The 24055-nt window shown below is 65.4% G+C and carries 14 protein-coding genes; 5 read left to right on the top strand and 9 right to left on the bottom strand.

What is annotated here, in order from left to right; genetic code table 11:
* The first annotated feature begins 143 nt into the window (after nt 1-143).
* From ACLJQM_RS33385 to ACLJQM_RS33370, 4 genes are all read left to right on the top strand, one after another.
* Complete coding sequence (locus ACLJQM_RS33385) at nt 144-2156, top strand: P-loop NTPase fold protein (RefSeq protein WP_410634308.1); 2013 nt, start codon at nt 144-146, stop codon at nt 2154-2156.
* A 125-nt stretch (nt 2157-2281) separates the two neighbouring features.
* The gene (locus ACLJQM_RS33380) at nt 2282-2893 is read left to right on the top strand and encodes a hypothetical protein (RefSeq protein WP_410634307.1); all 612 of its coding nucleotides are present in this window, start codon (nt 2282-2284) and stop codon (nt 2891-2893) included.
* Nucleotides 2890-4254, top strand: coding sequence for a Qat anti-phage system QueC-like protein QatC (qatC, locus tag ACLJQM_RS33375; protein WP_410634305.1), 1365 nt, complete (start codon nt 2890-2892; stop codon nt 4252-4254). Before ACLJQM_RS33380 ends, qatC begins: the two co-directional genes overlap by 4 nt.
* Nucleotides 4251-5060 carry a TatD family hydrolase gene (locus ACLJQM_RS33370; protein ID WP_410634303.1) on the top strand — a complete coding sequence of 270 codons (810 nt, stop codon included), beginning with the start codon at nt 4251-4253 and terminating at the stop codon, nt 5058-5060. Before qatC ends, ACLJQM_RS33370 begins: the two co-directional genes overlap by 4 nt.
* Here the strand turns inward: ACLJQM_RS33370 and ACLJQM_RS33365 are convergent.
* Together ACLJQM_RS33365 and ACLJQM_RS33360 are read right to left on the bottom strand one after the other, a co-directional pair.
* Complete coding sequence (locus tag ACLJQM_RS33365) at nt 5006-6343, bottom strand: hypothetical protein (RefSeq protein ID WP_410634301.1); 1338 nt, start codon at nt 6341-6343, stop codon at nt 5006-5008. The genes ACLJQM_RS33370 and ACLJQM_RS33365 overlap by 55 nt on opposite strands.
* On the bottom strand, nt 6316-7893 hold the full coding sequence (locus ACLJQM_RS33360; RefSeq protein WP_410634300.1) for a hypothetical protein: 1578 nt from the start codon (nt 7891-7893) through the stop codon (nt 6316-6318). Before ACLJQM_RS33360 ends, ACLJQM_RS33365 begins: the two co-directional genes overlap by 28 nt.
* 507 nt (nt 7894-8400) lie before the next feature.
* Here ACLJQM_RS33360 and ACLJQM_RS33355 point away from each other — a divergent pair.
* The gene (locus tag ACLJQM_RS33355; protein ID WP_410634299.1) at nt 8401-9534 is read left to right on the top strand and encodes a pyridoxal-phosphate dependent enzyme; all 1134 of its coding nucleotides are present in this window, start codon (nt 8401-8403) and stop codon (nt 9532-9534) included.
* On the opposite strand, the gene ACLJQM_RS33350 is transcribed toward ACLJQM_RS33355, so the two are convergent.
* The 7 genes from ACLJQM_RS33350 to ACLJQM_RS33320 form a co-directional block, all read right to left on the bottom strand.
* Complete coding sequence (locus ACLJQM_RS33350; RefSeq protein WP_410634297.1) at nt 9523-10539, bottom strand: ornithine cyclodeaminase family protein; 1017 nt, start codon at nt 10537-10539, stop codon at nt 9523-9525. The two genes, ACLJQM_RS33355 and ACLJQM_RS33350, sit on opposite strands and share 12 nt — an antisense overlap.
* 22 nt (nt 10540-10561) lie before the next feature.
* Complete coding sequence (locus ACLJQM_RS33345) at nt 10562-13372, bottom strand: condensation domain-containing protein (protein WP_410634296.1); 2811 nt, start codon at nt 13370-13372, stop codon at nt 10562-10564.
* Nucleotides 13369-17811: an AMP-binding protein gene (locus ACLJQM_RS33340; RefSeq protein WP_410634294.1), complete on the bottom strand. Its 4443-nt coding sequence runs from the start codon at nt 17809-17811 to the stop codon at nt 13369-13371. Before ACLJQM_RS33340 ends, ACLJQM_RS33345 begins: the two co-directional genes overlap by 4 nt.
* Nucleotides 17808-19451: a non-ribosomal peptide synthetase gene (locus ACLJQM_RS33335; RefSeq protein WP_410634293.1), complete on the bottom strand. Its 1644-nt coding sequence runs from the start codon at nt 19449-19451 to the stop codon at nt 17808-17810. The genes ACLJQM_RS33340 and ACLJQM_RS33335 overlap by 4 nt, the downstream gene beginning before the upstream one ends.
* Nucleotides 19452-19681: 230 nt before the next feature.
* Nucleotides 19682-20419, bottom strand: a complete 738-nt coding sequence (locus tag ACLJQM_RS33330) for a Type 1 glutamine amidotransferase-like domain-containing protein (RefSeq protein WP_410634291.1) — start codon at nt 20417-20419, stop codon at nt 19682-19684.
* Between the two features lie 59 nt (nt 20420-20478).
* Nucleotides 20479-22284, bottom strand: a complete 1806-nt coding sequence (locus tag ACLJQM_RS33325) for a carbamoyltransferase (RefSeq protein ID WP_410634290.1) — start codon at nt 22282-22284, stop codon at nt 20479-20481.
* 32 nt (nt 22285-22316) lie between these two features.
* The gene (locus tag ACLJQM_RS33320) at nt 22317-23912 is read right to left on the bottom strand and encodes an MBL fold metallo-hydrolase (protein ID WP_410634289.1); all 1596 of its coding nucleotides are present in this window, start codon (nt 23910-23912) and stop codon (nt 22317-22319) included.
* Between the last annotated feature and the right edge of the window lie 143 nt (nt 23913-24055).

The raw sequence follows: 24055 nt of genomic DNA, 5'->3' as shown, positions 1-24055 counted from the left end.
AGCAGTAACAGTACCTGGTCGGCGCCGACACGCCTGTCAATTGACCATCGACGTCAATCACCGACTTATCCTCGGTGTTCGCCTTCGGCCCGCGGCCACCGAGGAGCGGGTAGTCATCATGGCGCGGCGAATGGAGCGGGGCGATGTGGGCGGACAACGAAACCGAGGTTGATCTTCTCGGCTTCGACTTCCTGGTGGACACCCTGTTCGTGGCGCTCACCGAGCCGCGGCTGCTCCCACTGACGGTGGGCCTGCTTGGGGACTGGGGCTCTGGGAAGAGCAGCCTGATGCGGATCACCCGGCAGGAGCTGCTGAAGATTCGGGACGGCGAGAAGTCGCTGTCACGGTATGTGTGCGTCGAGTTTAGCCCCTGGCAGTACGAGGACTACGACGACGTCAAGGTCGCGCTGATGACGACCGTGCTCGACGCGGTCGGCCAACGAGTCGCCTCCGACGAGCAGGAACAGGTGTCCAGGCTCCGTAGGTTCGCCCAGGGCCTCGGCCGGTGGGGGCGCAGGGGCGGACGGGTCGCGGTAGCCGGCGCCCAGACCGCGGCTCCCTTGGTGATCCAGGCGATGGATCCGAGCATTGATCCGCAGGTCCTGGACGTGACGAAGGTCGTGGTGAACGCCGCTGCGAGCGAAGCCAACAAGCTGCTGGAGGATCCCAAGACCAAGCAGGCCGCGTCAGGCAAGGACACGGCTGAGGCGATCGCGGACGCGGGGCGGTTCCGGGCTGAGTTCGCGAAGGTCGTCACAACGTTGGAAGACGTGGATGCCGTCGTAGTGTTCATCGACGACCTCGACCGGTGCTTGCCCGAGACCGTGGTGGACACCTTCGAGGCGATTCGGTTGTTCCTCAACACTCCCAAGACCGCCTACGTCATGGCGGCCAACCAGGCGGTTGTCGAGTCAGCGATCGACTCGCGCTATCCACAGTTGCGCCGGCCCGACGGCGCTGGGATCGGTGCCGACTACCTGGAGAAGATGCTGCAGCTCAAGGTGGCCATCCCGCCGCTGTCCGCTCCGGAGGCCGACACCTACGTCAACCTGCTGCTGGCCGAACTGCGCCTCGACAACGAACAGTTCGCCAAAGTCCTGAACGAGACTCGCCGCCGCCGCGATGCCGGGAACCTGCAGGTCGCGTTCAACGTCGGTGTTGCCGGTGAGGTCCTCGGCAACGTGCCGGACGAGCTGGTGCGCGACCTGAACTGGGCGGCGAGCATCGCCCAGGTACTCGGGGGCGGACTGCGCGGGAACCCGAGGCAGCTCAAGCGGTTCCTCAACAACTTGCTGCTCAAGCACCGCAGCGCGCAGCGCCGGAAGATCGCCCTCGACCTGCCGGTACTAGCCAAGCTCATGGTCCTGGAGGAACAACACTTCAGCGACTTCCAGCGGCTGTTCGACTGGCAACTCACCTCGCCCGGCCCGATCCCGGAGCTCGCGGCTGCGGAGACCATCGCACGGGCAGGAGCGACCACCTCTGAACCGAACGACGAGAAGGACACGCCTCGGCTTGATGAGAGCGAGACCGCCGACGGGTCTTCGGGCGCCCGCCGGTCCCCAGCCGGCAAGCGGGGGCGGAGGGCCTCCCAAAAGCCGCCGGTCGCCGAAGATGTGCGGGCATGGGCGGACAAATCGCACGTGCGTGCGTGGCTGGGGTTGGAGCCTCCGCTCGGTGAGTTGGACCTCAGGCCGTATTTCACCTACTCCCGCGACAAACTCGCCTTCGGCGTCGCCGTCACCCGCCTGCCTCCCCACCTGCAGGAACTACTCACCAGGGTGCAGACCGAGGTCGCCGGAGCGCGCCGACTCGCCTGTGACGAGATCGCAAAGCTGCCTGACCACGAGCGTGCCCAGGTCGTGGAAGCGCTGGTGGAAGTACTGACGCGTCGACCAGGCGGACCGGCCTTCGTCGCCGCGCTCGAACTCGCCGAGCGGGCACCCGACACCCTGTCATCCATCTGCGACGCCCTCATGCGCATCCCACCCGCGGCCGTCCCACCCGCGCAGGCCGGGAACGCCGTTCGTCGCCTCCCTGCCAATCACCCGACAGTGTCCGCGCTGCTGGACCAGTGGGAAAACAGCGATGTGCCCGGTCTGAAGACCATGATCAGCACCGCCCGCGAAGCACAACGACTCAGCGGCCGGCGCTGATGGGGACCTCGGCCGATCGCACCGCGGGCAGCGGCGGAGCGTGGACTCCGCTCAAACACGCGACCGCGTCCTACGTACGCGGGCTGACCTCCGGATCTCCGAGTACCCGCGCATATGCCCAGCGAGTGCTCGCTCGCCATGTCCCCGTGTTAGGTGGAGCTGGCGGCGCCGCCGCAGGCGCCCGTGCCGGACGCAGTGGCGTCCAGCGCCTCGGCGCCTTGCTCGCTGGAGTCGGCGGAACCGGGCTCGAAAACACACTGACCTCGCTGGGACTGGACACTCTCGTCGGCCGGACCCGGTTCGACGTCCTGGATGAACTGATCACCTTCATCGCAGGAGACGGCGATGACCTGGACTCCCAAGCCGCCCGTGACGCTGCGTGCGACGTGCTGGACGAGGTTTTCGGCGACGCCGACACGTGGACCGAGTTGACCGACACCGCTGAGACGGCCGTCTCGCGGGAGAACCTGCCCACCTTGCTTGAAACGTTCCTCGCCCAGTACGTCTACAACCGGGTTCCGGTCATTGCCGAACGCCTCAGCCGCATCACCGATCCGCACGCTGTGCGCCAAGCCGATGAGGAAATGCGTCAGATCATCCAGGTCCTCGTCTCGCTCCGCATCCCCGACGACCCCTACGCGGTCGACTGGGCCGGCCCTGAGGGACGCCAGATCGCCGAGGACACCGTCCGCATGACGTACAAGGCACTCCAAGGACTGGACGGAGACGCACAGTGACCACCTACCTGGTGCGCACCGATCTCACCACCTCGGTGACCGAACCCGATGACGTCCGGCTACTCGACTGGGCTCCAGCTCGGACCGCGGCCACGATCCAAACCGGCGACAGCGGCCCCGAGTTCTTCGCCGGCTGGAGACCGCCCAGGCCAGCCGCCGACCTCCTCTTGCTTGGAGCAGCCGTGTACTGCGCCGACAAGACCACCCGGCGGCGTGACACATTGGACTCCTGGACGAGGGAGCTCCACCTCCGACTTCCCGTCGAAGACACTGCCGCGTGGCAAAGGGCCGGCTTTGACGCAGCCCTGCGGTTTCTGACCGGCGACCACTGGGCGATCAGCCCCTACAAGTCCGAACGCCACCCGCTCGCTCATGTGGCCGGCGTTCCCGCTGCTGACCAGCCGGTTGGGCTCGACGTGGATGGCGTGTGCCTTTTCTCCGGCGGCCTCGACTCGCTGTGCGGAGTCATCGATCTTCTCGAAGAAGATCCGCGTCGTCGGCTGTGCCTGCTGTCCCACCACGAAGGCGGACAGGCATCGACCGCCCAACAACTCCTCCTCGACGAACTGAACGAACAGTACGGCGCCGAACGCATCGTTTCCCGCCGCCTCTACTTGCGCCCCGCTCCCGCGAACAGCCATCAGGCACGCGCGCTGCCCAGGCTCCGCGAGAACACCACGCGATCTCGGTCACTCCTCTTCCTGTCCGCTGCCCTGGCTCTCGCTGCCGCTGAGGGAACGGAGACGCCGGTGTACGTGCCGGAGAACGGCTTCATCGGCATCAACGTGCCCCTCACACGATCTCGTGTCGGCAGCGCGAGCACCCGCACCACCCATCCACATTTCATGAACCAACTCGGCGCCGCCGCAACCGCGATCGGCGTCCCGAACCCGGTCCTCAACCCGTACCGGCTGCGCACCAAGGGCGAGATGCTCGCCAAATCCCGGAACGCGGAACTGCTGCGCCGGCTGGCGCCACTCAGCGTCTCCTGCTCGCACCCCGAAACCGCCCGTTATGTCGGCCGCAAGCAAGGAAACTGCGGATACTGTTTCCCTTGTCTGATTCGTCGTGCCTCGCTGGCGCACGTCGGATGGGACGACGACGAGTACGCCTATGACGTGTTCGACGAGCACGACATCACGATCCTCCTCAACCGCCGCAGCCGCCGCGGAGCGGACCTGCGGGCCGTAGTAACCGGTGCGTTCGCGGATCGACCGGATCGCGACGTCCTGCGCAACGGCCCGCTCGCACAAGGCGAACGCGCAGCGTTCACTGGAGTCTGGCGACGGGGACTCGCCGAGCTTCGCACCTGGCTGGCCAGCGGAGCCCGCGGGGCCTTGACCGAACTGGTGAGGCCGTGATCGTGACTACTCCGGTGCTAACTGACACCCACTGCCACATCGATGCCTACGACAACCCCGTCGCGGTCCTGGACGGCGCCCACGCTGCGGGGGTGCACGTGATCGCGGTGACTGAAGACCCTGGCAAGTACCGCCTCCTGCGTACCCGCCTGGGCCGACGCGACGGTGTCGACGTCGCCCTGGGCTTTCACCCACTTCGCGCAGGGAGTGCTTCCCCTCACGATCTCGCTCGATTTCTCCGGCTCTTGCCACAGGCGACGTGGATCGGCGAGATCGGGCTCGACTTCTCTCGGACCGGAGTGGCAACTCGCAAGCAGCAGCTTCGCGTGTTTGAGGCGATCCTGGCCGACCCCCAGCTACGAACCCATCCTGTCACCGTCCACAGCCGCGGCGCCGAACGCGAAACCATCACCCGGCTGGCACAGGCACAAGTGCCGGCGATCCTGCACTGGTACACCGGCCCCTTGGCCGCAGTCGACGACGCACTCAGTGCAGGACTCTGGTTCTCGATCAACCCCGCGATGACCCGATCGAAGAAAGGTGAGGCGCTGCTCCAGCGACTTCCCCCGGAGCGGATACTGCTTGAAACTGACGGCCCCTATGCCCGCTGCGGAAACCGGCCAGTCACTCCCGCCGACCTCCGCGGAACAGTCGAATACCTCGCGCGACAGTGGGGTATGTCGGCCAATGAGGCGCGAGGGGTTATTGTGCGTGGCCAAGGGAACTTTTGGTCGCAGACATCCGCGCACCTTCAGTTAGATGAAGGCTCGAAAGGATCGATATGCGATGCATCGTCGACGCCGTAGTTGTATCTGCGACTAAGTAACTCACGGAGCGCCTCGGGGTGAACCCCGTTTACGGGGATTGCCAGGCCCCAGTTGTGCAGGGTGGAACCGAGTGACATCATCAACGCTTCATGAAGAAGCCCTGGCGCGAAGATGCTCGGGTCAAGTGGGTCGTCGGCAGGTTCAGGTGCAAGAAAGCGTTCTTGCAAGCGCTGTGCTTCCTCCGCAGACCGCGGCGGAGGCGATGACCGCATTCGTGCGTTGGCTGCGACATTGAAAACTGCGACAAGGATCTGCCAATCCAGCCATCCGTCCGCGCGCAATGCCTGCACCGTTTCCTGGAAGTGATAATCGCGACGCAAGCTCGGCAGTGTCGACCTCAACAATCGAGGAATCGTTTCATAACGAGTAGCCGCCTGTCTGATACCGTCTTCGACGGAGTATCCGAGGCCCGCCGTCTCAGGGAACGAGAGAATCGGCCCCGGCGCCGGAGTACGACCATCGTCAACCACAAGTGAACGCTCACTCCGAGGAATTCGGGCAAAATCGTCGGCCTTGGTCGAGTCAGCATATGCGATATCGAATGGGACGCCAAAAAGGATATTGCTGAGAACTCCGGCATCGAGTGCCTCAAAGAGCATGCTTTCGAGGCGCTCGTCGGGCAGGACGGAAGCTTCGCGTACGGCGCAGTGGACAACAGCGAGCGTCTCCCGTGCGATTCGATCGTACTCATCTCGGTCGCGTATGTGGATACTCGGCAGTACAACTTCCCACCGTGCGCCGTCGGAGCCCTGCTGATGCTGGAAGTCCATCTCACTGGTGGGCGTGCCGGCGGCGACACTGAAGGTTACAGCTCCAGGTAGAAGAACCGGGTCGCGAAGCGCGAGATCGGCAAGGATGATCTGTGCTGTGGCGGCAAGTCGTTCGCCGACGAGAGTGTCGGCGTATGTGTTGTCGAACTCAACCGACCAGCGGACACCAAGAGCGCTCCACCTGATTGAACGCTTAGTGCCCGCGTCTGCAAACGGTGGACGCTCAAGTTCATTGAAGATCTTCGAGCTGAGTTCGTCGGCACTCAGGTCGATCCACCAAGGTCCGTCTTGTATGCCGGCAATTATTTCCTGGTGGAGATCTTCGACGCCAGCGTCTGCAATTGCATCCTTCACAAACTGTTCGTACGGCGGTCCGGCCTTGGTGGCCAACGCTTCGATAATGCTCAGCTCGAACAACGCGCGCTGAAGGGGGACATGCCTGCTCAGGTCGAACGGCTGTTCCGTCAAGTGCATGTGTGCGATGATCGCCACCTGGTTGAGATGTGTCGCCGCGAACCATGTTCCCTGGTGAATGCGGAAAGGAGCATGCCGCGACTGTTCTCGCCGGAGAACCAGCCCGATCGGGCACGATGAATGTCGCGCAGGGATTCCAGTAACCGGCCGGCATTTAAGAACGTTATCGCCCGATCGCGTGCCCGCTCGGCAGTCGCATGACCTCCCTCGACTTTGGCGCTACGGCCGTCAATTGCCATGACGATTGCGTCGTATCGGCTGTCATCGACCAACTGAGTTGCGCGCAGACGCAGCTCTTCTGCGATGGTTGATACCGGAAACAGAGGTGCTTGGTCGAGGTAGGTGACGAGTTCGGCTAATGCGTCGAGTGCCCCTGTCCGGTCAACAGCAAGAACGTCGACTAGCCGAACCGCGCCACTGCTGACCGCTGCGTTCCAGTCAGCGGTGGACCACCGAGGAACACTGGGCCCCAGTGCGTACGTGGCACCGGATTCCCTGATTGCGTCCAGATCCGGTTGGAGCTTGAGAGTGGCTAGAACGTCGAGCAAGGCGCACCTACGGCTCGGTGTCGGGTCGTGGCCCAGGAGCACTTGAACCAGGTCGGTCAGCTGCCTGTTCCAAGTCATGAGTCGCTCGTCGGAATGGGCTGTTACTCCCCTGGCCCGTGCGCCAATACAGTACATGAGAAGAACGGCTGCATCGCGCAGAACAGGGGCTTCATCTGTCTCAAGGGCACTCTCGATGAAGTCGGCCGCAAGGGGATCGACAGGACGCATGTCACCTAGACCACGCAACCTGGCGACGACGAGCTCGTATTGAGCCTTGCGTTTGATTAGAAGTGGCGTTCCATCCAGCAGCGGCTCCATTTTCGCAATCCAGAATGGCAGGTCCTCTACCGCTTCTCGATGAGAGGTAGCGTATCGTAGACACCCTGCCAGATCGACGAACTGTCCCATGCTAATGAGTGGCTCATCGTCGGACCGCCAGCGGTCCAAGTCCGCCTCGTACCACTCGGGCCGATCCGGATTGGCGGGCATGACCCGCGCGGAAAGATGCAGGTACTGCTCAGCGATCCAGAAGGTGTGCCGCTGTGCGAGCAGCTCTGAAATGGCGGTCCCGTCAAACACTTCAACGTGAATGTCATATTCGGCCGACACGCGCTCCTGAAGTCGATGTCGGGCAGCTGTCGGAACGTTCGCCTCACAGTATGCGACGACGAACGACAGTTGTGTACCTTTGGACGCCATCGTCGCGACGTCCTCAGCGAACTTCGACGAGACGTTGTCCTGCTGAAGCGTGCAGCAGAAACCCACGCCGTCTTCGTCTCGGATGCCGAGCTCGCGGCCGAGTAGCTGGACCTGCTCAGGTAGCTCGCTTCGGTATGTCTCGAAGTCGCGCCCTTGATCACCGCCGGCGGCAACCGGGCCGGTCGCCGGAATAATGTTCACGCTGATCGTCATGCGTGCGAGAGCACGAGCAAGATGCTCGAACTCATGATGGCGGTTCTGAGCACTCAACTGGCTCAGAGCGAAGCGGATCTCCGCCCTCGTCTCCTCGACTCCTGGCATCTACTTACCCCGAGCTTCCGAACACCGCGCTTCCAGTACAACCCACGCGTCATGAGGCGCCTCGTCGCAGCGACTTGACAAGAGCCGCTTCAAGATCAACCGCAGAGGCTGAGCTCCGTATTTTATCCACCTGACCGTCGGGAGCAGCGGCGAGGCGGCGTTGACGAGGCCCCCGTGCTGCTGCACAGGTCGTTGCCAACGTCAAGCCGCCAACGTGGCAGCGCGATCACGAACTTAATTTATTGCGTCCCAGCAGCTGGGTAGCCTGCGATCTCTGCCTGAAGCTCGGCATGAATGATCTTGACTAGCCGCCGTGCCGGCGCCGGTTGTTCGACACCCGCATCGCCCTCGGCACCGACCAGTGCGCTGGTTTCGGCGATCGACTGTCGGAGGCCTGAGGCAACTTCGGCGCAGCCGATCAAGAGGAGACAGCACTTTTGACAGGCGCATCCCCAGCGCCGACCGCCGCAGCGCGCCGCTAGCGGGTCGGAGGGTGATGCTGAGAGAATGCGCCCCACTGGCAGGCAGGGGAGGAACGGGGCGATGGGACTACGCCGCAAGTCCAGGTTTTCGCCCTCGTGCTATGGATCGCGTGACTCCGAGCCGCCGTTGATTGACACGGCATGGCGCGCCCACGCGGCACGTGCGCTGAACCGCCAGCATGTTACCCCAATGGTGCAGGTCGGAGTGCAAGTGGGAGCTCGGCTCTTCCCCTTGCTGCTCAAGTTGGAAGGTCGCTCGCCTTCCGGATCAACGAAAGGGCGCACGGCCCGGGCCTTGCTGCTGGGTTTGCTTCGCTGCAGGCGCCTGCATGCTGGCAGTCATGTCGTGGAGTCCTCATCGGGCAACCTCGCGGTCGCGTTGGCATTGCTAACGGCCGAACTTGGTGTGTCGTTCACCGTCGTTGTCGACTCCAAGACCACCTCGGCGATCCACGCCCTGTTGGCCACCACGCCAGCTCGGGTCGACATCGTTGACTGCTGTGACGACGATGGTTCTCACCTATCTGCCCGCCTGGAGCGTGTGTTCGAGTTGCAGGACTCCTTGCCTGGAGCCGTCTGGACCAACCAATATGACAGCCCGGACAATCCGCTAGCCCACTACTCTGAGACTGCGCCGGAGCTCCTCGCTCAGTGCCCCAAGCCTCCAGACGTGGTGTTCGCTGCTGTTGGCACGGGCGGTACTGTGAGCGGGCTCGCCAGACGTCTAGCTTTACTCAGTCCGCAGACGACGGTGGTCGCTGTTGATGTCATAGGTTCGCTGGCCACTGGAGGTGAACCGGGGCCTCGCTTGCTTACCGGGATCGGCAGCAGTCGACGGATCGGGTTCCCCCTGGCAGATAATGTGATTGTGTCCCGGGTCCACGACCGACAAGCCTTCGCCCACGCGCGCCGGCTAAGGGACCAGACCGGTGTAGGCGTGGGTGGGTCGGCGGGGGCGATCCTCGCCGCATGCGCCCGCTATCTGGCCACTGCCACCGACGATGTGACGGTAGTCTGCCTCTGCGCCGACGGCGCTGACCGGTACGCCAACACGATCTACGACGACCACTGGCTTGCCGACCGCGACGTGCTGATCAGTGATACGGACCTGCTGCCCGCGATGCGATACGTGCCGTGGGACCTTCGGTTACCGCGGTAAGGGCAGACCGAAGCCCTTGGCTGCGGCCGACTGCTCGACTGCCGTTGCCAAGGCGATGTCATTCACGGCCATGCCGAAGGGATTGAGCACCACCCGGTCGTCCTGTCTTGGGCTTACCATCACCGAACCTGCAATGAGCTGTCCGAGTTCAGCTCGAACCACCTGCTCTGCCCTTGCCGACGTCGAATCCCCCGCCGCGGTCACCCGCCCGCTGCGGATGAGCTGGCCTAGCAGGCGTTTGTCGTCGTCAGCCACTAGCGCCCAACTGTCCACCACCAAGTGGTCAGCACCGAGCAGGAGGTCTTGCGCACAGTCGTCCAGACCTACATTGACCACTAGCGTGCCAGGACGAATATGCCGGAGCCCCAGGTGGGCATTGACGCTGGTGGTGGCCGCCACGATGACGTCAGCGTCGCCAATCACCGACGCCCGGTCCCGGACCGGATCAACGCGGACCCGAACGTCGCTGGTGAGAGCCGCGACCGCAGCAGCCCGATCGCCATCGAGGTCATGCACCCACACAGTGCGGACCGTGGGTTCTTGGCACAGGAGTCGGACATGTGCCGCGCCGATCGGCCCGGCACCAATCACCAGCGCGTGCTCGACTGGGCGTGGGGCGAGCCGACGGACTCCAATGATGCTGACCGCGGCAGTCCGCATCGCCGAAAGGTTCGCCGCTGCCATCACCGTCCTCACCTGCCCCGTGAGCACGTCGAACAGAAGGACAAGGCCGCTGGCGCGGGCGACGCCCCTGCCGGGGTTAGCCACGTTGCCGTTGATCACCTTGATCCCAGCTGTCCCGGTTGGCATGCCAAGTGCGGCTGGCAACGTGAGACTCCTGGCCCACCCGTCGTCGGTGGTCCAGCGCAGGTATGCCTCGGCGGGCATGACCGTCCGTCCGAGCGCGTGGCTGCGCAACGCCTCCTCCACTACGTCGACGACGGCGATTTCTTCGAGCAGGGTTGCGACGGTGCGCGTGTCGATGTAGCAGATCTCGTCGGGCACAGGACCTCCCGAAGTGGTGGGGTCAGGATGTGGTGAGAGCGGGAGCGAGACCGAAGACGGTAGGCATGGTGCGAGCAGGCGAGTCGAGCATGGCGCTCGCTTGGGCGGCGACGGCGGCAAGCAGATCGGCTGAGTTCTCACGGGCCGAAGTGGACAGCACCAGGTCGTATCCGCCGACGGTGGGCTCGACGTACAGCGTCCGGACCGAGGGAGACACCTCCCGGCGCCACTGGTTCCTGTGGGTCCAGGCATCAGGTCCCGCCTGCGCGGCCCACTCGTCGATCGGGAGGTACTCCTCGACGACCAGCAGATTGCGGTACAGGTCCGCCTCTGGCGGACATGCTGCGGCGGATCGGATACCGGTTTCACCGAGATGGGAGTGGCGGCGGGCGACCTCGATGGAAGCGGCAAGGTGCCGTATCGCCTCCGACCACGGCTGGGGTGTACTGGTGAGCTGGGGCATCGGCAGCTCAGCGGTGAACTGGCCGACCATGCGCATCGCGCCAGGAAGCTCGGTCGGGCGCGCGGAGGCCCGCACTCCGAGCGGTTCGTCCGGCGGTTGCCCGGTAACGTGGGCGAATGCGGCGGCAGTAAGTGCGGCGGCGACCATATTTGGGGTGCTGCCCACTTCGCTGGCTACGGCGGCCAGGTCTGGCAGGGCCCGCCGGCACCGTGCGACGGCCCGTTCGCCCGGTGGTGGTGTCTCACAACGCGGCGGGAACACCGATCCGGCCAGCGCCTGACCCCAGAATTCGTGATCACCGTCTTGCCGTCCGGCGAGCCACCTCCGGTACACGTGGCCGTCGTCCCCCAGCGGCGGAGGAGGTTCGGTGCCAGCGGCCACGGCCGCGTAGGACCGTTGTAGCTCACGGATCAGTGTCGGAAATGACCATCCGTCCAGCAACGCATTGTGGAAGGCCAGCGCAAGGCTGCTGCTGCGCGCATCGACGAACAACGCAGCCCGCAGAAGCGGGGCGTCAGGCCGGAATGGGGTACCAAGCTGGGCAGTGAGCCAGCTGCGGGCAGCGGCGTGGGCGTCTGCGGCCTTGGCGGTGGCCAGCTCCGGCACTGTCAGCTGGACGGTTTCGCTCCAATTGCGCCCTAGCGCTGGGTATCGTTCGACGACCCACCGCCATGCTTGCCGGGCGGCTATCGGCTCCAGCACCTCTGCGAAGGTCAGGACCGACTGCTCGTGCATGGGCTGTGGTCCCCATTCGATGCGGTCGGTTCGCGCCAGCAGGCCCGCCTCGATCGGGGTGAAGGCCGACGCCGCAATACCGTCTGCTGTTGTCAGCACCTGGTTCTTCTTCAGTCGCTGGGCCGAGTATGCCGCCGCCGCCCGCGCGGTCGGCTGGTCGAGCAGCGCACCAACCGTGCATGGAACGCCTTGCTCGGCGAGGCCCACGACGATCGACATCAGAGTCAGCGAGCTGTGCCCGGCTCGAAGCAGGTCGTCGTCGGGGCCGACCTCTTCCTGCGTGACTCGCCGGATAGTGGTCAAGACCCGAGGGAGCAGGTCAGAAAGCTCAGGGCTGCCAACCTCGGACTGACTGCGGACCATCCGCAGCCATCCAGGCTCGCGCAGCAGTGTGGCCACCGGTCGGGACGGTTGGGTGAGCACAGCGACGACACGGTCAAGCAGTTCGCTGACCTGGTGGACAGGGGCTCGGGCACGGTCGAACTGCACCCGCAGCACGATGTCGTCGCTCCACTCGACGTCGACATTCAACGCGAACTCGGTGCGCTCGGTACTCCGGACCCGATGCCACGACAGCCCAGGTGGCGCGGGCGGCAGGCGTGTTGAACCCTGGATGGTGAGCAGCGTGTCCGGCATGCCTTGATGGCCAGCGGCTGACGCTGCCATCAGCACCTGCGGCAGCGAGATGTCAGGATGGAGCCGCCGGTGCCCGCCCCGTTGTCCGAGCTGCGCGGCGATGGTGAGGCCGGTGTCGGTGGGACCGATCCGCGCGGTGATCGGCAGGGTGGTCAGAAACAGCCCTCCGGTGTGTAACGCCTCGGGAACCAGTGCACGCAGGTCGACTGCCAGGCTAAGGCATGCCGACGGCTCGCTCCGGCCGTGGGCGAGGACTGCCAGCAGCGCAGCCTGGACCACCATTGCGAGTGTGGCGTCATAGGTAGCGGCGACCGACTTGATCTGGGTGATGTCGATCGGCACGGTGCGGTGTTCGGTGACGAGTTCGGTCAGGCCGACTGGTTCCGGCCAGGTCGGCAACAGCGCGGGCATGTCGGCGATGTCGTCGGCGAAATCTGCGAGCGGAGAGCCGCTCGTCCTGGCCCATAGCCGGCGGGTAGCCGACACGAGATCTACTCGTGGCGGGTCGGGCTGTCCGGCGTATCCGGTTGCCAGGGCCTGGAGCAGGAGCCCGATGGTGCTGCCGTCCGCTGCGGCGTGGTGGTGGGTCAGCACTAGCAGCGCGGTATTATCGGATTCGATCAGCAGATCGAGCCGCAGCAGCGGCCCGGCCCGCACGTCGAGTGCCTGCGCTGCTGTGTGTGTCAACTCAGTGACGATCAGCCTGCGCTGGGCCGCCGGGATGCGGCGGAGGTCGTGGACCGCCCAGCTCGCTGGGTGGCCCTCGGTCCGGACGACCTGGACCCAGCGACCGTCATGGCGGTGCAACGTCAGACGAGTGACCTGGTGATCGTGCTGCACCTGCGCCCATGCCAACCGCATTCGGCCTGGTTCCAACGGTCCTGTAACACGCACAACGGTCTGTTCCCGGTACGCATCCTGACTCGCCTCAGCAATGGCGGCCTGCGCCGCCGTGCAAGGCAGCAACGCCTCGATACTATGTTTGGCTGCCGCGGTCACGGTGTTCGGTTCTCCAGCTCTTCCACCAAGTCCTCCAGTGACGCCGGGCTGAGGTTCAGCAGTTCGGCGCCGGGCGGCACCGCGACTGTGCCCGCCGACGCCGATTGCGGCGAGGCGGCGGCCAGCCCGTCGGTCACGCAGTCGCGCAGCCCGTCGATCCACGCCTGCCGGAACTGGGCGGTCGTGGCGGGATGGAATGTGACGGTTAGCGTCGCTGACCGCCGTGTGAGGGTCTGCCCTGCGGTGTCGAGATGGGCGTCGACGTGGACAAGATGCGGGCTCGTCACCGCGTTGTGAGCGGCGACTGCTGGCACCAGCCTAGCTGCCGGTAGCGCAGCTGCACCGAACCGAATCGGTTGATGCAGGGTGTTGACCACAGCGCCGGCACCCTGCGGAGACTCAACCGCCTGGAACAGGCGGCCACGGTCCACTCCGGTGACCCTGGTGTGGCGCACCAAGGGCAGGGCTTGGGCCGGCGACAGCTCCCGGACATGATTGATCAGTCCGGTCCAGGCCAGTGCGGGCGTCAACAACGTGTAGCAGCCGACCTCGATGTGACCAGAACGGTTGGCAACGAGTGGACGCCCGTCGAATTCTCGCCAGATCCCATCGACTGCGGTGGCGGGCTGACCGGACAGGAGAACTGCCGCCGTGAGCACCGCAGCGTCGAGGTCGTCGAGATTCAGCGAGGCCGGAATCTCGACCTGCAGCTGCGTGACCGATAGCGGCGGCTCCCGGTCGGAGGAGCTGTTGTAGATACTCGGGTTTCCTCCGACCGCTGCCGTCTTGGCGTCGGACGCTGCCTTCCGGGCCAGTTCCGCGTCGCGGAGGGCTGCGAGCCAGTTCAGAAACCCTGAATGCGCATCGACATGGGCTATAACGTCCTGAACTTCCTGCGAGTCATCGCTCAAGGCGTCCCCGAGGGCGTGAACCAGCTGCGGAACGGCGGCGACGTCTACCACGACGTGGCTGGCGGCGAGCAGGATCTCCAAGCGGCCGTCTGCGCTTTGACAGTACGCGGCTGCGAGGTTGACCCCAGCCGTTGCATTGAGCGCGCCCGCTGCGACGTGCAGCAGGACACCGTCTTCGTCGACGTCAGCTTCGACGACAGGCACCAAAGCTGGATGGTCCAGCAGCGCGTAGTGCCACTGACCGTCAGGGCGCCGCTCGATCGCCAGTCGCAGTGCGACGATCTTGGCCACGACCCGATTCAGTGCCGCAGTGAGCGTGTCCACGTCAACCATCCACGGGTCGAACCGGAAAGCCACAACTGGTGGGCGAGTGGTCGCCGATGCGGTGGCAGTCTGGAGCACTGCGGACGGCAGGAGGCCCTGTGTCGGCACCGGTAGTGACAGGACCGTGGTCGGCGTGGCGACGGCCCGCTCGAAGGCATCCAGGGACTGGTTGGCGTACAGGGTGGCGAGGTCAGTGGTAACACCGAGAGCGTCAAGGCGGGCAATCAGTTCCAGGGCAGTGAAGGAGTCCCCGCCAAGGGCGAAGAAGCCTGCCCCGCGGTCAAGGTCTCCTTCGACCCCAAGCACGACTCGCCATACGGCTTCGACCGTTGAAGCCTCCACCGCCGAGGCATGAAGGTCCGTGTGATCCGTCGGGGCGGTATCGGTGTCGACGATGGCCGCGGCGCGCTCCTGCAGCGTCCGACGATCGAGCTTGCCGTTGTCAGTTGTCGGCAGATCCGGGCCAACGAGCACCCTGGCTGGGACCATGTAGGCGGGCAGCCTGGCAGCCAGGTCGGCTTTGAGGTCACCCTCCAATGGCGAGGCGTCGGTCGCCACGAAGGCGACCAGAGTGGCATGGCCTCGGCGCTGAACGCACACGACTGCGGCGGCGTCGACCCCGGCTACGGTCCGCAGGGCGGCCTCCACCTCGCCCATTTCGATCCGCCGACCGCCCACCTTGACCTGCTGGTCGCGTCGGCCCAGGTAATGGACCACCCCGCCGTCGTCGAGAAAGCCGACGTCGCCGGTGCGGTACATCGGTCCGGCGCCGCAGGGATCGACGCTGAAGGCCGGCAGGGTGTCGGGTCCGACGTAGCCGTTGCCGACGCAGAGCCCGGCCACGGCAATCTCACCTACATACCCGTGCGGGCGGTGTCGCTGCCACCGGTCGTGCACGGCGAGGTGCACGTTGCGGCCAGCGGGCCCCAGCGGTGCTGTGTGTTGTGGTTCGTCGCCACGAATCCGGTGCAGAGTTACATCGTCGGCAGCCTCGGCGGGACCGTACGCGTTGGTGATCTGGACTCCGGGGAGCAGTTTCAGCAAGCGGCGGGCCAGTGCCATCGGCATTGCCTCCCCCGTCGGCAGCAGGTGCCGCAGTGGGCGCAGCATCGTCGGGTTCAACGCACCGGCGGCGGCCAACGCGGCGAGAACATCGAGCAGGGAAGGCACGACCTCCAGGATGGTGATCTGGTCGGCGGCCACGGCACGCGCCAGCAGCGAGGGGTCGCGCGCCTCAGCGTCGTCAACGATACGCACTGCCGCACCGACGGTTAGTGCCGCCACGCACTGCCATACATGCACGTCGAAGCCGAGGGGCGCGTTCTGTGCGACGCAGTCGCCAGCACCGATGCCGATTTCGAGCATCATCTCAAGATGGTTGTTCATGGCGGTGACCCCGATCTCGACTCCCTTCGGTGCGCCCGTCGACCCGCTCGTGAACACGACATACGCGGGGTGCCTTGGGGTCGGCGCGGGTTGGGCGACCAGCGTTGCGGGTGGCTGGTCGCCCGCCAACTCCGTCACCCCGGCCGACTGAAGCCACGTCCGTACGTCGACATCAAGCTGCTGGTCGGTGATCAGTACCTTGGGTCGGACTTGGTCCAGCATCCGGAGTATCCGTGTTCCGGGGTTGGCGATGTCGATCGGCACGTACACGGCGCACAGGCCCCAGATCGCCAGCTGCGTGGATACCAATGTCGGTCCGCGGTGCAGGTGGACGGCAACCCGGTCTCCCGCAGCAACTCCGTGCTCGGACAGCGCCTGTTGCACGCCGCCAGCCATGCCTGCCAACACTTGGTAGGTGAGGCTGTCGGCTCCACGACGGATAGCCGTTCGCGTGGCGGGCTGGCTCAGGAATTGCTCAGTCACGGTCGTCGGCGACACCGCTGCGACAGGGCCGGCTCCCAGTCGGTGCAGGGCGTCATGCTGGGCCTGGTCCACGACTTGCAGTGCCGCCAGCGGGGCCGTGTCAGCGTTTCCCTTGACTATGGCGCCGAGTAGTTCGGTGAAGACTGCGGCCACGCTGTCCAGGTCGACCTGGTCGAGCCGCCTGCCGTCGGCGTGCCAGCGAAGCACGGTGTGGTTCCCACCGTCGACTACAGACAGCGTGACGGCATATTGAGTCGCCGGGTCAGGCACCGGTACGTCGGTGACCTGCCAACCGACCTTCTTGAGCTCCACAGGTGGACGCCACGCGACCATGTGGTTGAACTCGTAGTCGCTGAACACGCTCGTACCATCGGTCCGCCGGGTTGGTCGCAGTACGCCGAGGACGTCGGCGAACGGCTCATCCCGATGTCGCAACGCGGCGACGAAACGTTCACGGGTCCGGCGAACGAATCTGGGGGCGTCCTCGTCGTGGAGCCGACTACGTAATGGCACCGTCGTGGTCGCCATCGAGATCTTGGCGTCCCGTCGGCGCCGAAGGCTGGCCTGGCTGGTGATGATCACATCATCGGTGTCGCACCAGCGATGTAGCGCGGCTGAGAATATGGTCAGCAGAACCGAGGCGTGGCTGTGCCCGTGTTGCCGGGCCCAGGTTCGCACCTGCGCATCGAGGTCACCGTTGACCACGTCGCGTCGGTAGAGTCGACCTCCCGGTGGTGTCCGGCAGTCCCGGTCAGGCAGACTCTGTTCGAGGGCACCACCGAACTCGGACGTCCAGTACGCCACGTCGATGTCGGTGCTGTGCTCGATGGCAACTTGTGGTGGGACCGCCACGGCGTTCACTCCCTGCTGATGGCATGCCCAATCTCGGACGAGGCACGACACCAGATGGTTAAAGCCAACCCCGTCCACGGCCAAATGGTGGGCTACCACGACCAGAATGGACGCGGACCGGCCGTCGCGCTGGCCCTCAAGTAGCCAGACCCGTAGGAGTGGCGGCTCGCCGAGGTCGAAGGGCTCCGCCATGGCCGCAGCTACAGTGGCCGGGAGATCACCATCTGTCGGCAGTCGATCCACATGCACGACGACCGAGGCTTCGGATCTGACGAACGGGTGTGGCTGGCCGCCCTGATCCGTTACTCCTAGCCTTAGCGCTGACCAGGTGGCGACAAGCCTGTCCACGGCACCCTGGAGCGCCGCAGGTGTACCAGCGCCCGTTAGGTCGAGCACCCGGCACAAGTGGTGGGCGACCTGGGGACCCAACCGCTGAGCGGCCCAGATGTCACGCTGGGCCGGCGTAAGGGTGACCGTGTTCACTGCATCTCCCCGCCGGCTGGATTGGGCCTTGAGCTAGCCAGCTCACCTGTATGCAGCAGGGTCACGAGGTGGCGCATGGTCGGTGCCTCTAGGAAGTCGGCGAGGTCGATGTAGCGACCGGTCTCGGTCTCAATGTCGTCGAGCAGCTCCATCGCCCGCAGTGAGTCACCGCCAACGGCAAAGAAGTCCTCGTCCAACTCACCGGGTGAGGACGTGTGCTGTCGCCACAGCCGTTCGATCACGGCACCAACCGCATCGCCGTCCGACCGAAGCGAGCTCTCGGTTACTGGTCGAACCGTGCTCACATGCGAGCGAGTCAACGCCATTATTTGGCTGAGGACGCCAGCACGGTCGACTTTGTCGCTCGCGGTGGTTGGCAGGGTGGCGACCCGATACCAAATAGAAGGCACGGGTGGTGGCAGCGAGCCCACTTGGGCAGGCGGACCGACGTGGGCGACTGCGCCATAGGCGGATCCGCAATCGGTCGTGTCGCTCAGTGCCGATACCCACAGACAATGCAGAAGGTCCTCGTGGACTGCGACCACTGCGTCGGCAACGTCGGGCAGCATGCGCAGCGCGGCCTCGATCGCGGTCAGCCGGATCCTGCGACCGTGCAGCTTAGTCTCGTCGTCTGAGCGCCCCATCAGCACGAGATCGCCATTGCCGGACAGCAGCCCGATGTCGCCCGTGTCGAGCACCTGTGGCGGGCACAGCTCAGATGACGAACTTTGCGGCTGAAACCGCTCAGGCCTAGCCCTGCCGCCCACCGGAGCGAGGTAACCGTGCGCCACGCTGGCTCCACGCACCATGACCCTCGCGACCACACCCGGACCGACCTGTGTGCCGGCATCGTCGATCACCTGCACTGCGACGCCGGGCAGGGGCTGACCGACTGGGACGGACACGGGAACAGCGCCATGGTCGATCTTTTCAGCGACCGCCGGCCCCACCTCGAACGTGGTTACGCAGATCGCTGCCTCTGACGGTCCGTAGGCGTTGACTACCGTTTCCGCGAGTGCCGTCAGTCGATCAGCCAGTGCCGGATCAAGCGGCTCTCCAGCACTGACCAGCACTCTGAGTCGGATGTCGGCGGCTTCCAGGGCAGGCAGCACGCTGCGTAGCACACTCGGGGGGACGACCGCGTGGGTCACGCCGGCTGATCGAATTCGGGCGGCAAGCGCGGACGGCCGCTGCCATGACCCGTCGTCGCAACAGACAGCGGCACCTCCGGCCAGCAGAACTGGGAGCAGATCGGCCAGCGCGGCGTCGTAGACGAATGGTGCGAACAGCAGGGCCCTGCTGTTCGCACTCAGGTGGTATCGCTCTACGAGCCCGGTGACCGTGCCCTGCAATCCGTCGGCGTGGTTGAGCACTGGAGCAGATGGGCCTGTCGTGCCGCTGGTGCCGATGATGTACCCAGGCCGGGCGCACGGCAGGGGCATCGAAACTGGCGTGCCGTTGAGCATCCAGTGTTGCCCAAGAACCTTGAATTCGGCAGTCTCGTTCGCTTGCACAGTGCGAGCGGGACTTGCCGGGGACAGGATCGGCGGTTCGACCAGCGTGCCGTCCTGTGTCCACGTGCAGTCCGCTTCGCTCAGCACGGGCACGAGGCCGAGCCGCCAGATCGACAGGAGTGCCACGACAGCGTCTGGTCGGCTGCGAGGTGCCTTGAGCACAACGGGGGCCCCGGTTGGGCAGGCGGTCAAGCTTGGCCACAGTGCAGCCGCGCAGGCCTCGACGGCTGCGCAGATTTCGCTGGCGGTCCATTCGTACGCCACTCCGACTAGCGCGCCGCTGCCCGGGCTTCGGGCCGAAAGATGGTCAAACAACCACTGCATCTGCGTATGCGGGGACGGCAGCACCGCACTAGTCATGGCCAGGCCCTCCTGTCCTTCGTTAGGCGTGGTGACACGACAGGTCCTTTCCCCGGCGCCAGGACCTCGACTTGCACGCAGCGGTCGACGCTGACATCGGCGCTGCCGGTCCCGGTAGGACGGACGCGGTAGACGTTGCCTGGCCCGACGATGTCGGTTCGGCCGTCGGGGGTGATACGAACTGCGGCGTGGGCGTCCAGTCCCCATCCGTCGTCAAGAACGCCGCTGGCGACGGCGTGAATTAACCGGGTGAGTGTCCCCCATTGAGTGGCGTGGACGTCCACGCCGAACGGCACGAGCCCCAAGCCGGGGACGATCGTAAGGAGCGGTACGCCCTCATCCCGCTCACTCGGCGCGACCGGTACCTGTCTGCCGTCCGGTCGGATCCTCACGGCACCGCCGACGACCGCATCGGCACCGGCCACAGCGGCGCCGGCAGAGAACCCGGCATACGGGATGTCATGTTCGGCGAGGTAAGCACGTATCGGGTGGGTGTGCTCGGACAGTGCGGCTTGGTACAGGGGGTTGTCCCCGCCACACACGAACACGCCCGCGGCAGCTTCGATATCGTCAAGCTGGACGGCCCTGCCTGTCCGCACCGTCACCTGCCGGGCAGAAGGCAGGCCGAGATCCCGGAAGTGACGACGCCATCCCCGTGGGTTGACGCCAGTCTGGAGCAGGTAGACCAAGTCGCCTGGGCGATCGGACACCTCATCTGCGAACGCCGCGTACACGTCGTGCAGCGGGTCAGGTGGCCAGCCGCCGCCGATTAGATATGTACCCGCCATTGCGGTCACACCTCACCGCGGCTGGTGCGCGGCTGGCGTTCGGCTCCGGTAACCGTCCGCCGCAGGGCGTCCATCACGCGCGGGCGCCATGCCGTGGTCGCCAGAATGTGATTATCGACCACCAGCAAGTCGAGAGCCCCGGCTTCGTAGGTCGCGACAGCGTCTTCGGCGGTGCACGCCATTGGCCGACCGTTGATGTTGAGTGATGTGTTGAGCAATACCGGGACGCCGGTCAACTCCTCGAACCCGTCGAGCAGATGCCATAGAACGGCATGCTCGGCCCGGTGGACGATCTGGACTCGGGCCGTGCCATCGGCGTGCACTACTGCTGGCACGTCGTGCAAGGCTGTCGGCCGCGCGCGTGCCACGGCGGTCATGTGTCGCAGTTGCGCCGGGGGGAGATCGAAGTACCGCGGCGCGGCTTCGGCCTTGACCACGGGAGCCAATGGGCGGAAATTTTCGCGCTGCTTGATCGCTCGGTTGACCCGCTCTCGGCTGGCTTTCGTGCGCGGATCGGCGAAGATCGAGCGGTTGCCCAGGGCCCGTGGTCCAAACTCCATCGGCCCATGCGCCCACCCAACCACGGCACCTGCAGCCAAGACTTGGGCGCCCACGTGTGCTCGGACCTGTGGGTCAGCGACAGCGGCAATGTGGTCTGAGCGATTAGCCAGGGCAATCGGGGCTTTCGGTGCCGGTCCGAGCAGGGGCAGTGGCGGCCACGACGCGCTGGCCGCATCGAGATCGAGCACAGCGAGGGCGGCCCCGATGGCGGTGCCGTCGTCACCTGGGGCGGGTGGCACCAGCAGGGTGTCACAGGCACGGCCAGCGAGGCGTCCGACGGCCAGACAGTTGAGGGCTACTCCGCCACCGAACGCGACATCTCCGATTCCGGTCTCCGTCACCGCTGCGGTGATGACATGTCGGAGAGCTTGTTCTAGGCGTTGCTGGGCTGCGGCTGCCACATCGGCGTGGCGTTGCTCCACGGAAACGTTTGGCATGCGGGTAGTGCCGAGGTGGTCGATGAGCCAAGCGCTGGCCGGGCGATGCAGTCCCCGGAGGGCAGGCTCGTCAGGCAGGCCGAGAAATGTTACGTCGACTCCGCCGTCGTCGCGCAGCACAACAGCATCGTCGAAGATCTGCCTGTATCGGTCGGGATCGCCATAGGCGGCCAAGCCCATTACCTTGTACTCGTCGCTGTTAGCTAGCCATCCGAGGTGCTGGGTGACAAGGCTGTAGTAGAGCCCTAGTGAGGCTCGCCAAGGCCAGGAGCGGACCCGTTCCAGCCGACCATCGTGGTAGGCGAAGACAGTGAGCGCATCCGTCTCACCCAGGCCGTCCGCAATGACCACAGTCAGTCGGTCTCGGCCCGCTGCGGCGACTGCGTATGTGGCGTGTGCGATGTGGTGACGCACGGGAAAAAAGGGCGGGACGTGGCCGAAATGCTCACCGAACCAACGGCCCTGCAGGCATGGATCGAGCACTGCGTCGTACCGGTCGACCGCCAGCGGGTTGCGCGCGTACAGCTTGCGCAACCCACCATGGTCGAAATTGTGCGCCACAGCGTCGACGTCCGTGATCGACAGTCCCGCCAGGCGCAGACACTGGTGGACCGCGGTACCGGGGAACGCATGATCGAATTTGCGCCCGGACCATCGCTCCTGCTGACAGGCGGCGACCAAGTGCCCGTCGACGAACACCGCAGCCGCGGCGTCGTATCCCTGGAAATGCCTTTGCTCGGCGGCACTGGCCCCAGGAAACGACCAGCGATGATGTTCGGCGCTGCCGTGCAAGCCGCTGTAACCGACGACCACCCTCGGATACGGGGGCCCAACAAGCCGGCCGGTCACCGTTCACCCGGCGGAGGCGTAATTCTGCCGGGCCTGTCGAGTGTGAAAATCGGTAGCTTGTGGGCGGCGGCAAGGCGCCGTAAACGGTCGACCTCGCGCTCGCTAGTGTCGAGGGTACGCTCGTCTCCGCCTTGCGGAGCCGGCCGACCGAACAGGTGCCCAGCGTCTTTAGGCCCATCGCAGCCGTAGATGCCCACCTGCCGGGCGCCCACCGCGGCGGCCAACCGCAACACTGCGTCAGCGTCGGCGCCGTCGAGCCGGTCCTGGATGCCCGAACGTCCTACGAGTGGACCATAGAGCCACCGTGCCAGAGCTCCGCGCGGTTCCATTGCGGTCAGCAGGATGTCCACGGCGCCGAACTGGTCTGCGACGCCGTCGAACGCTGCCGGTTCCTGGCATGCACAGTCGGCAGCGAGAATAAGGGTTGTGGTGGACATCCGGATATGCCAGGTGGTCTTGCCTCCGATATCGAGACCGCCGTGTTCGCCTTGGAACGGCAGCGCCGTCACGGTGGCGGACCGGACCGCGACCTGATCGTAGGGTCGGAGTTCGACGACGTTGCGTATGCCGAGCCGGAGCAAGCAGTCGCGCAGGCTGGGATCCGCGAAGCTGTCGGAGCGGGTTGCGGGAACGAGGGCCAGGTCGATTCGATCTCGCAGTGCCAGCAACGCTTCGGCAACGAGGTGGTCGGGGTGTCCGTGAGAGATCAACACTGCATCGAGCCGCTGTGGCAGCCCGACGTGGTCCTGCACCGGCGGTGTGATCGGATCAGCCAGGAGCTTTGTGCCGCTGTCGCGGAAGAGCACACTGCAATGCCCCAAGAAGTCGATGCACGTCTGAGCAATGTGCTCGCCCTCCACGGCCGGCGCCTCGACAGGCCGGAGCAGCGCCGCCACGGCCGGGTGGTCACCCACCCGGTCCAGCCCGAGGGCGGCAAGCGCCACCTCGATGGGAGCCGGGGAGTGCCGCAGGCGTAGGAGTTCGCCGAGTTGGTCACTATCGAAGGCGGAGTCCACGTGCAGCAGGCGCTGGTCGTCGGTCAACCGGGGCGTGTTGAGGAAGTGCGGCCGTGCTACCCCCGGCCAGACCGCCACACTCTCCATACCCGGCTCGATGGATCGCTGCAGGACAGGACGGAGTAGTCGGATGGACTGACTGGACTCACCTCCCGCCAGGTCGTGTACGCGCTCGACTCCGCCGCTTAGCACCGATGCGGCCGACCCACCACCAGATTTCACTAGGTCCAGCAGCGCCGCGCCGACTGCGAGCGTGGAAGAATCGGCGACTTCACCATCGTCAAGCCACCGCTGAACATTTCCACCTTGTTGGGCGCTGAGATTGGCGAACAATCCGCCTGCCGTACGGTCGTCCTTCGCCGCCGCAACGTGCCGGTCTGGGTGACGTAGGAAAGACTGCAGGATCGGACGCTGGCGTCCTACCAGGTACATGGCGGCGTTCACCGGATCGAGCGTCATGAGCCACGCCGCCCATTGTCGGATCAGCGGCTCGATCCGCACGTCTGGGGCGAGGACGACCTGCTGCCCGCGGGCCATTCCTATTCCGGCGGTTGCGAAGGTGGACGAGCGGACCATCAGCTCACATCCTGTCGACGCCGGCCAGCGGACGTGCTCAACTCCGCCGCCGACCCTGCCACATCGGTTCGCCTTTCAACTCATCGGCGAACTCCATGCTTGCCAAGCCCGCCAACGCAGTCAACAGTTAGCCGCCAGTCATG

Source organism: Amycolatopsis sp. cmx-4-83, assembly GCF_046548815.1.
GTDB classification, from domain to species: Bacteria; Actinomycetota; Actinomycetes; order Mycobacteriales; family Pseudonocardiaceae; genus Amycolatopsis; species Amycolatopsis pretoriensis_A.
Note: the sequence above shows the minus strand (reverse complement) of the source record. Positions and strands in the feature narration are given on the sequence as shown.

Coding starts and splice junctions, on each gene's coding strand:
- ACLJQM_RS33385 (WP_410634308.1), top strand. CDS start 144: ATGTGGGCGGACAACGAAACCGAGGTTGATCTTCTCGGCTTCGACTTC.
- ACLJQM_RS33320 (WP_410634289.1), bottom strand. CDS start 23,912: ATGGTCCGCTCGTCCACCTTCGCAACCGCCGGAATAGGAATGGCCCGC.
- ACLJQM_RS33355 (WP_410634299.1), top strand. CDS start 8,401: ATGCGCCCCACTGGCAGGCAGGGGAGGAACGGGGCGATGGGACTACGC.
- ACLJQM_RS33360 (WP_410634300.1), bottom strand. CDS start 7,893: ATGCCAGGAGTCGAGGAGACGAGGGCGGAGATCCGCTTCGCTCTGAGC.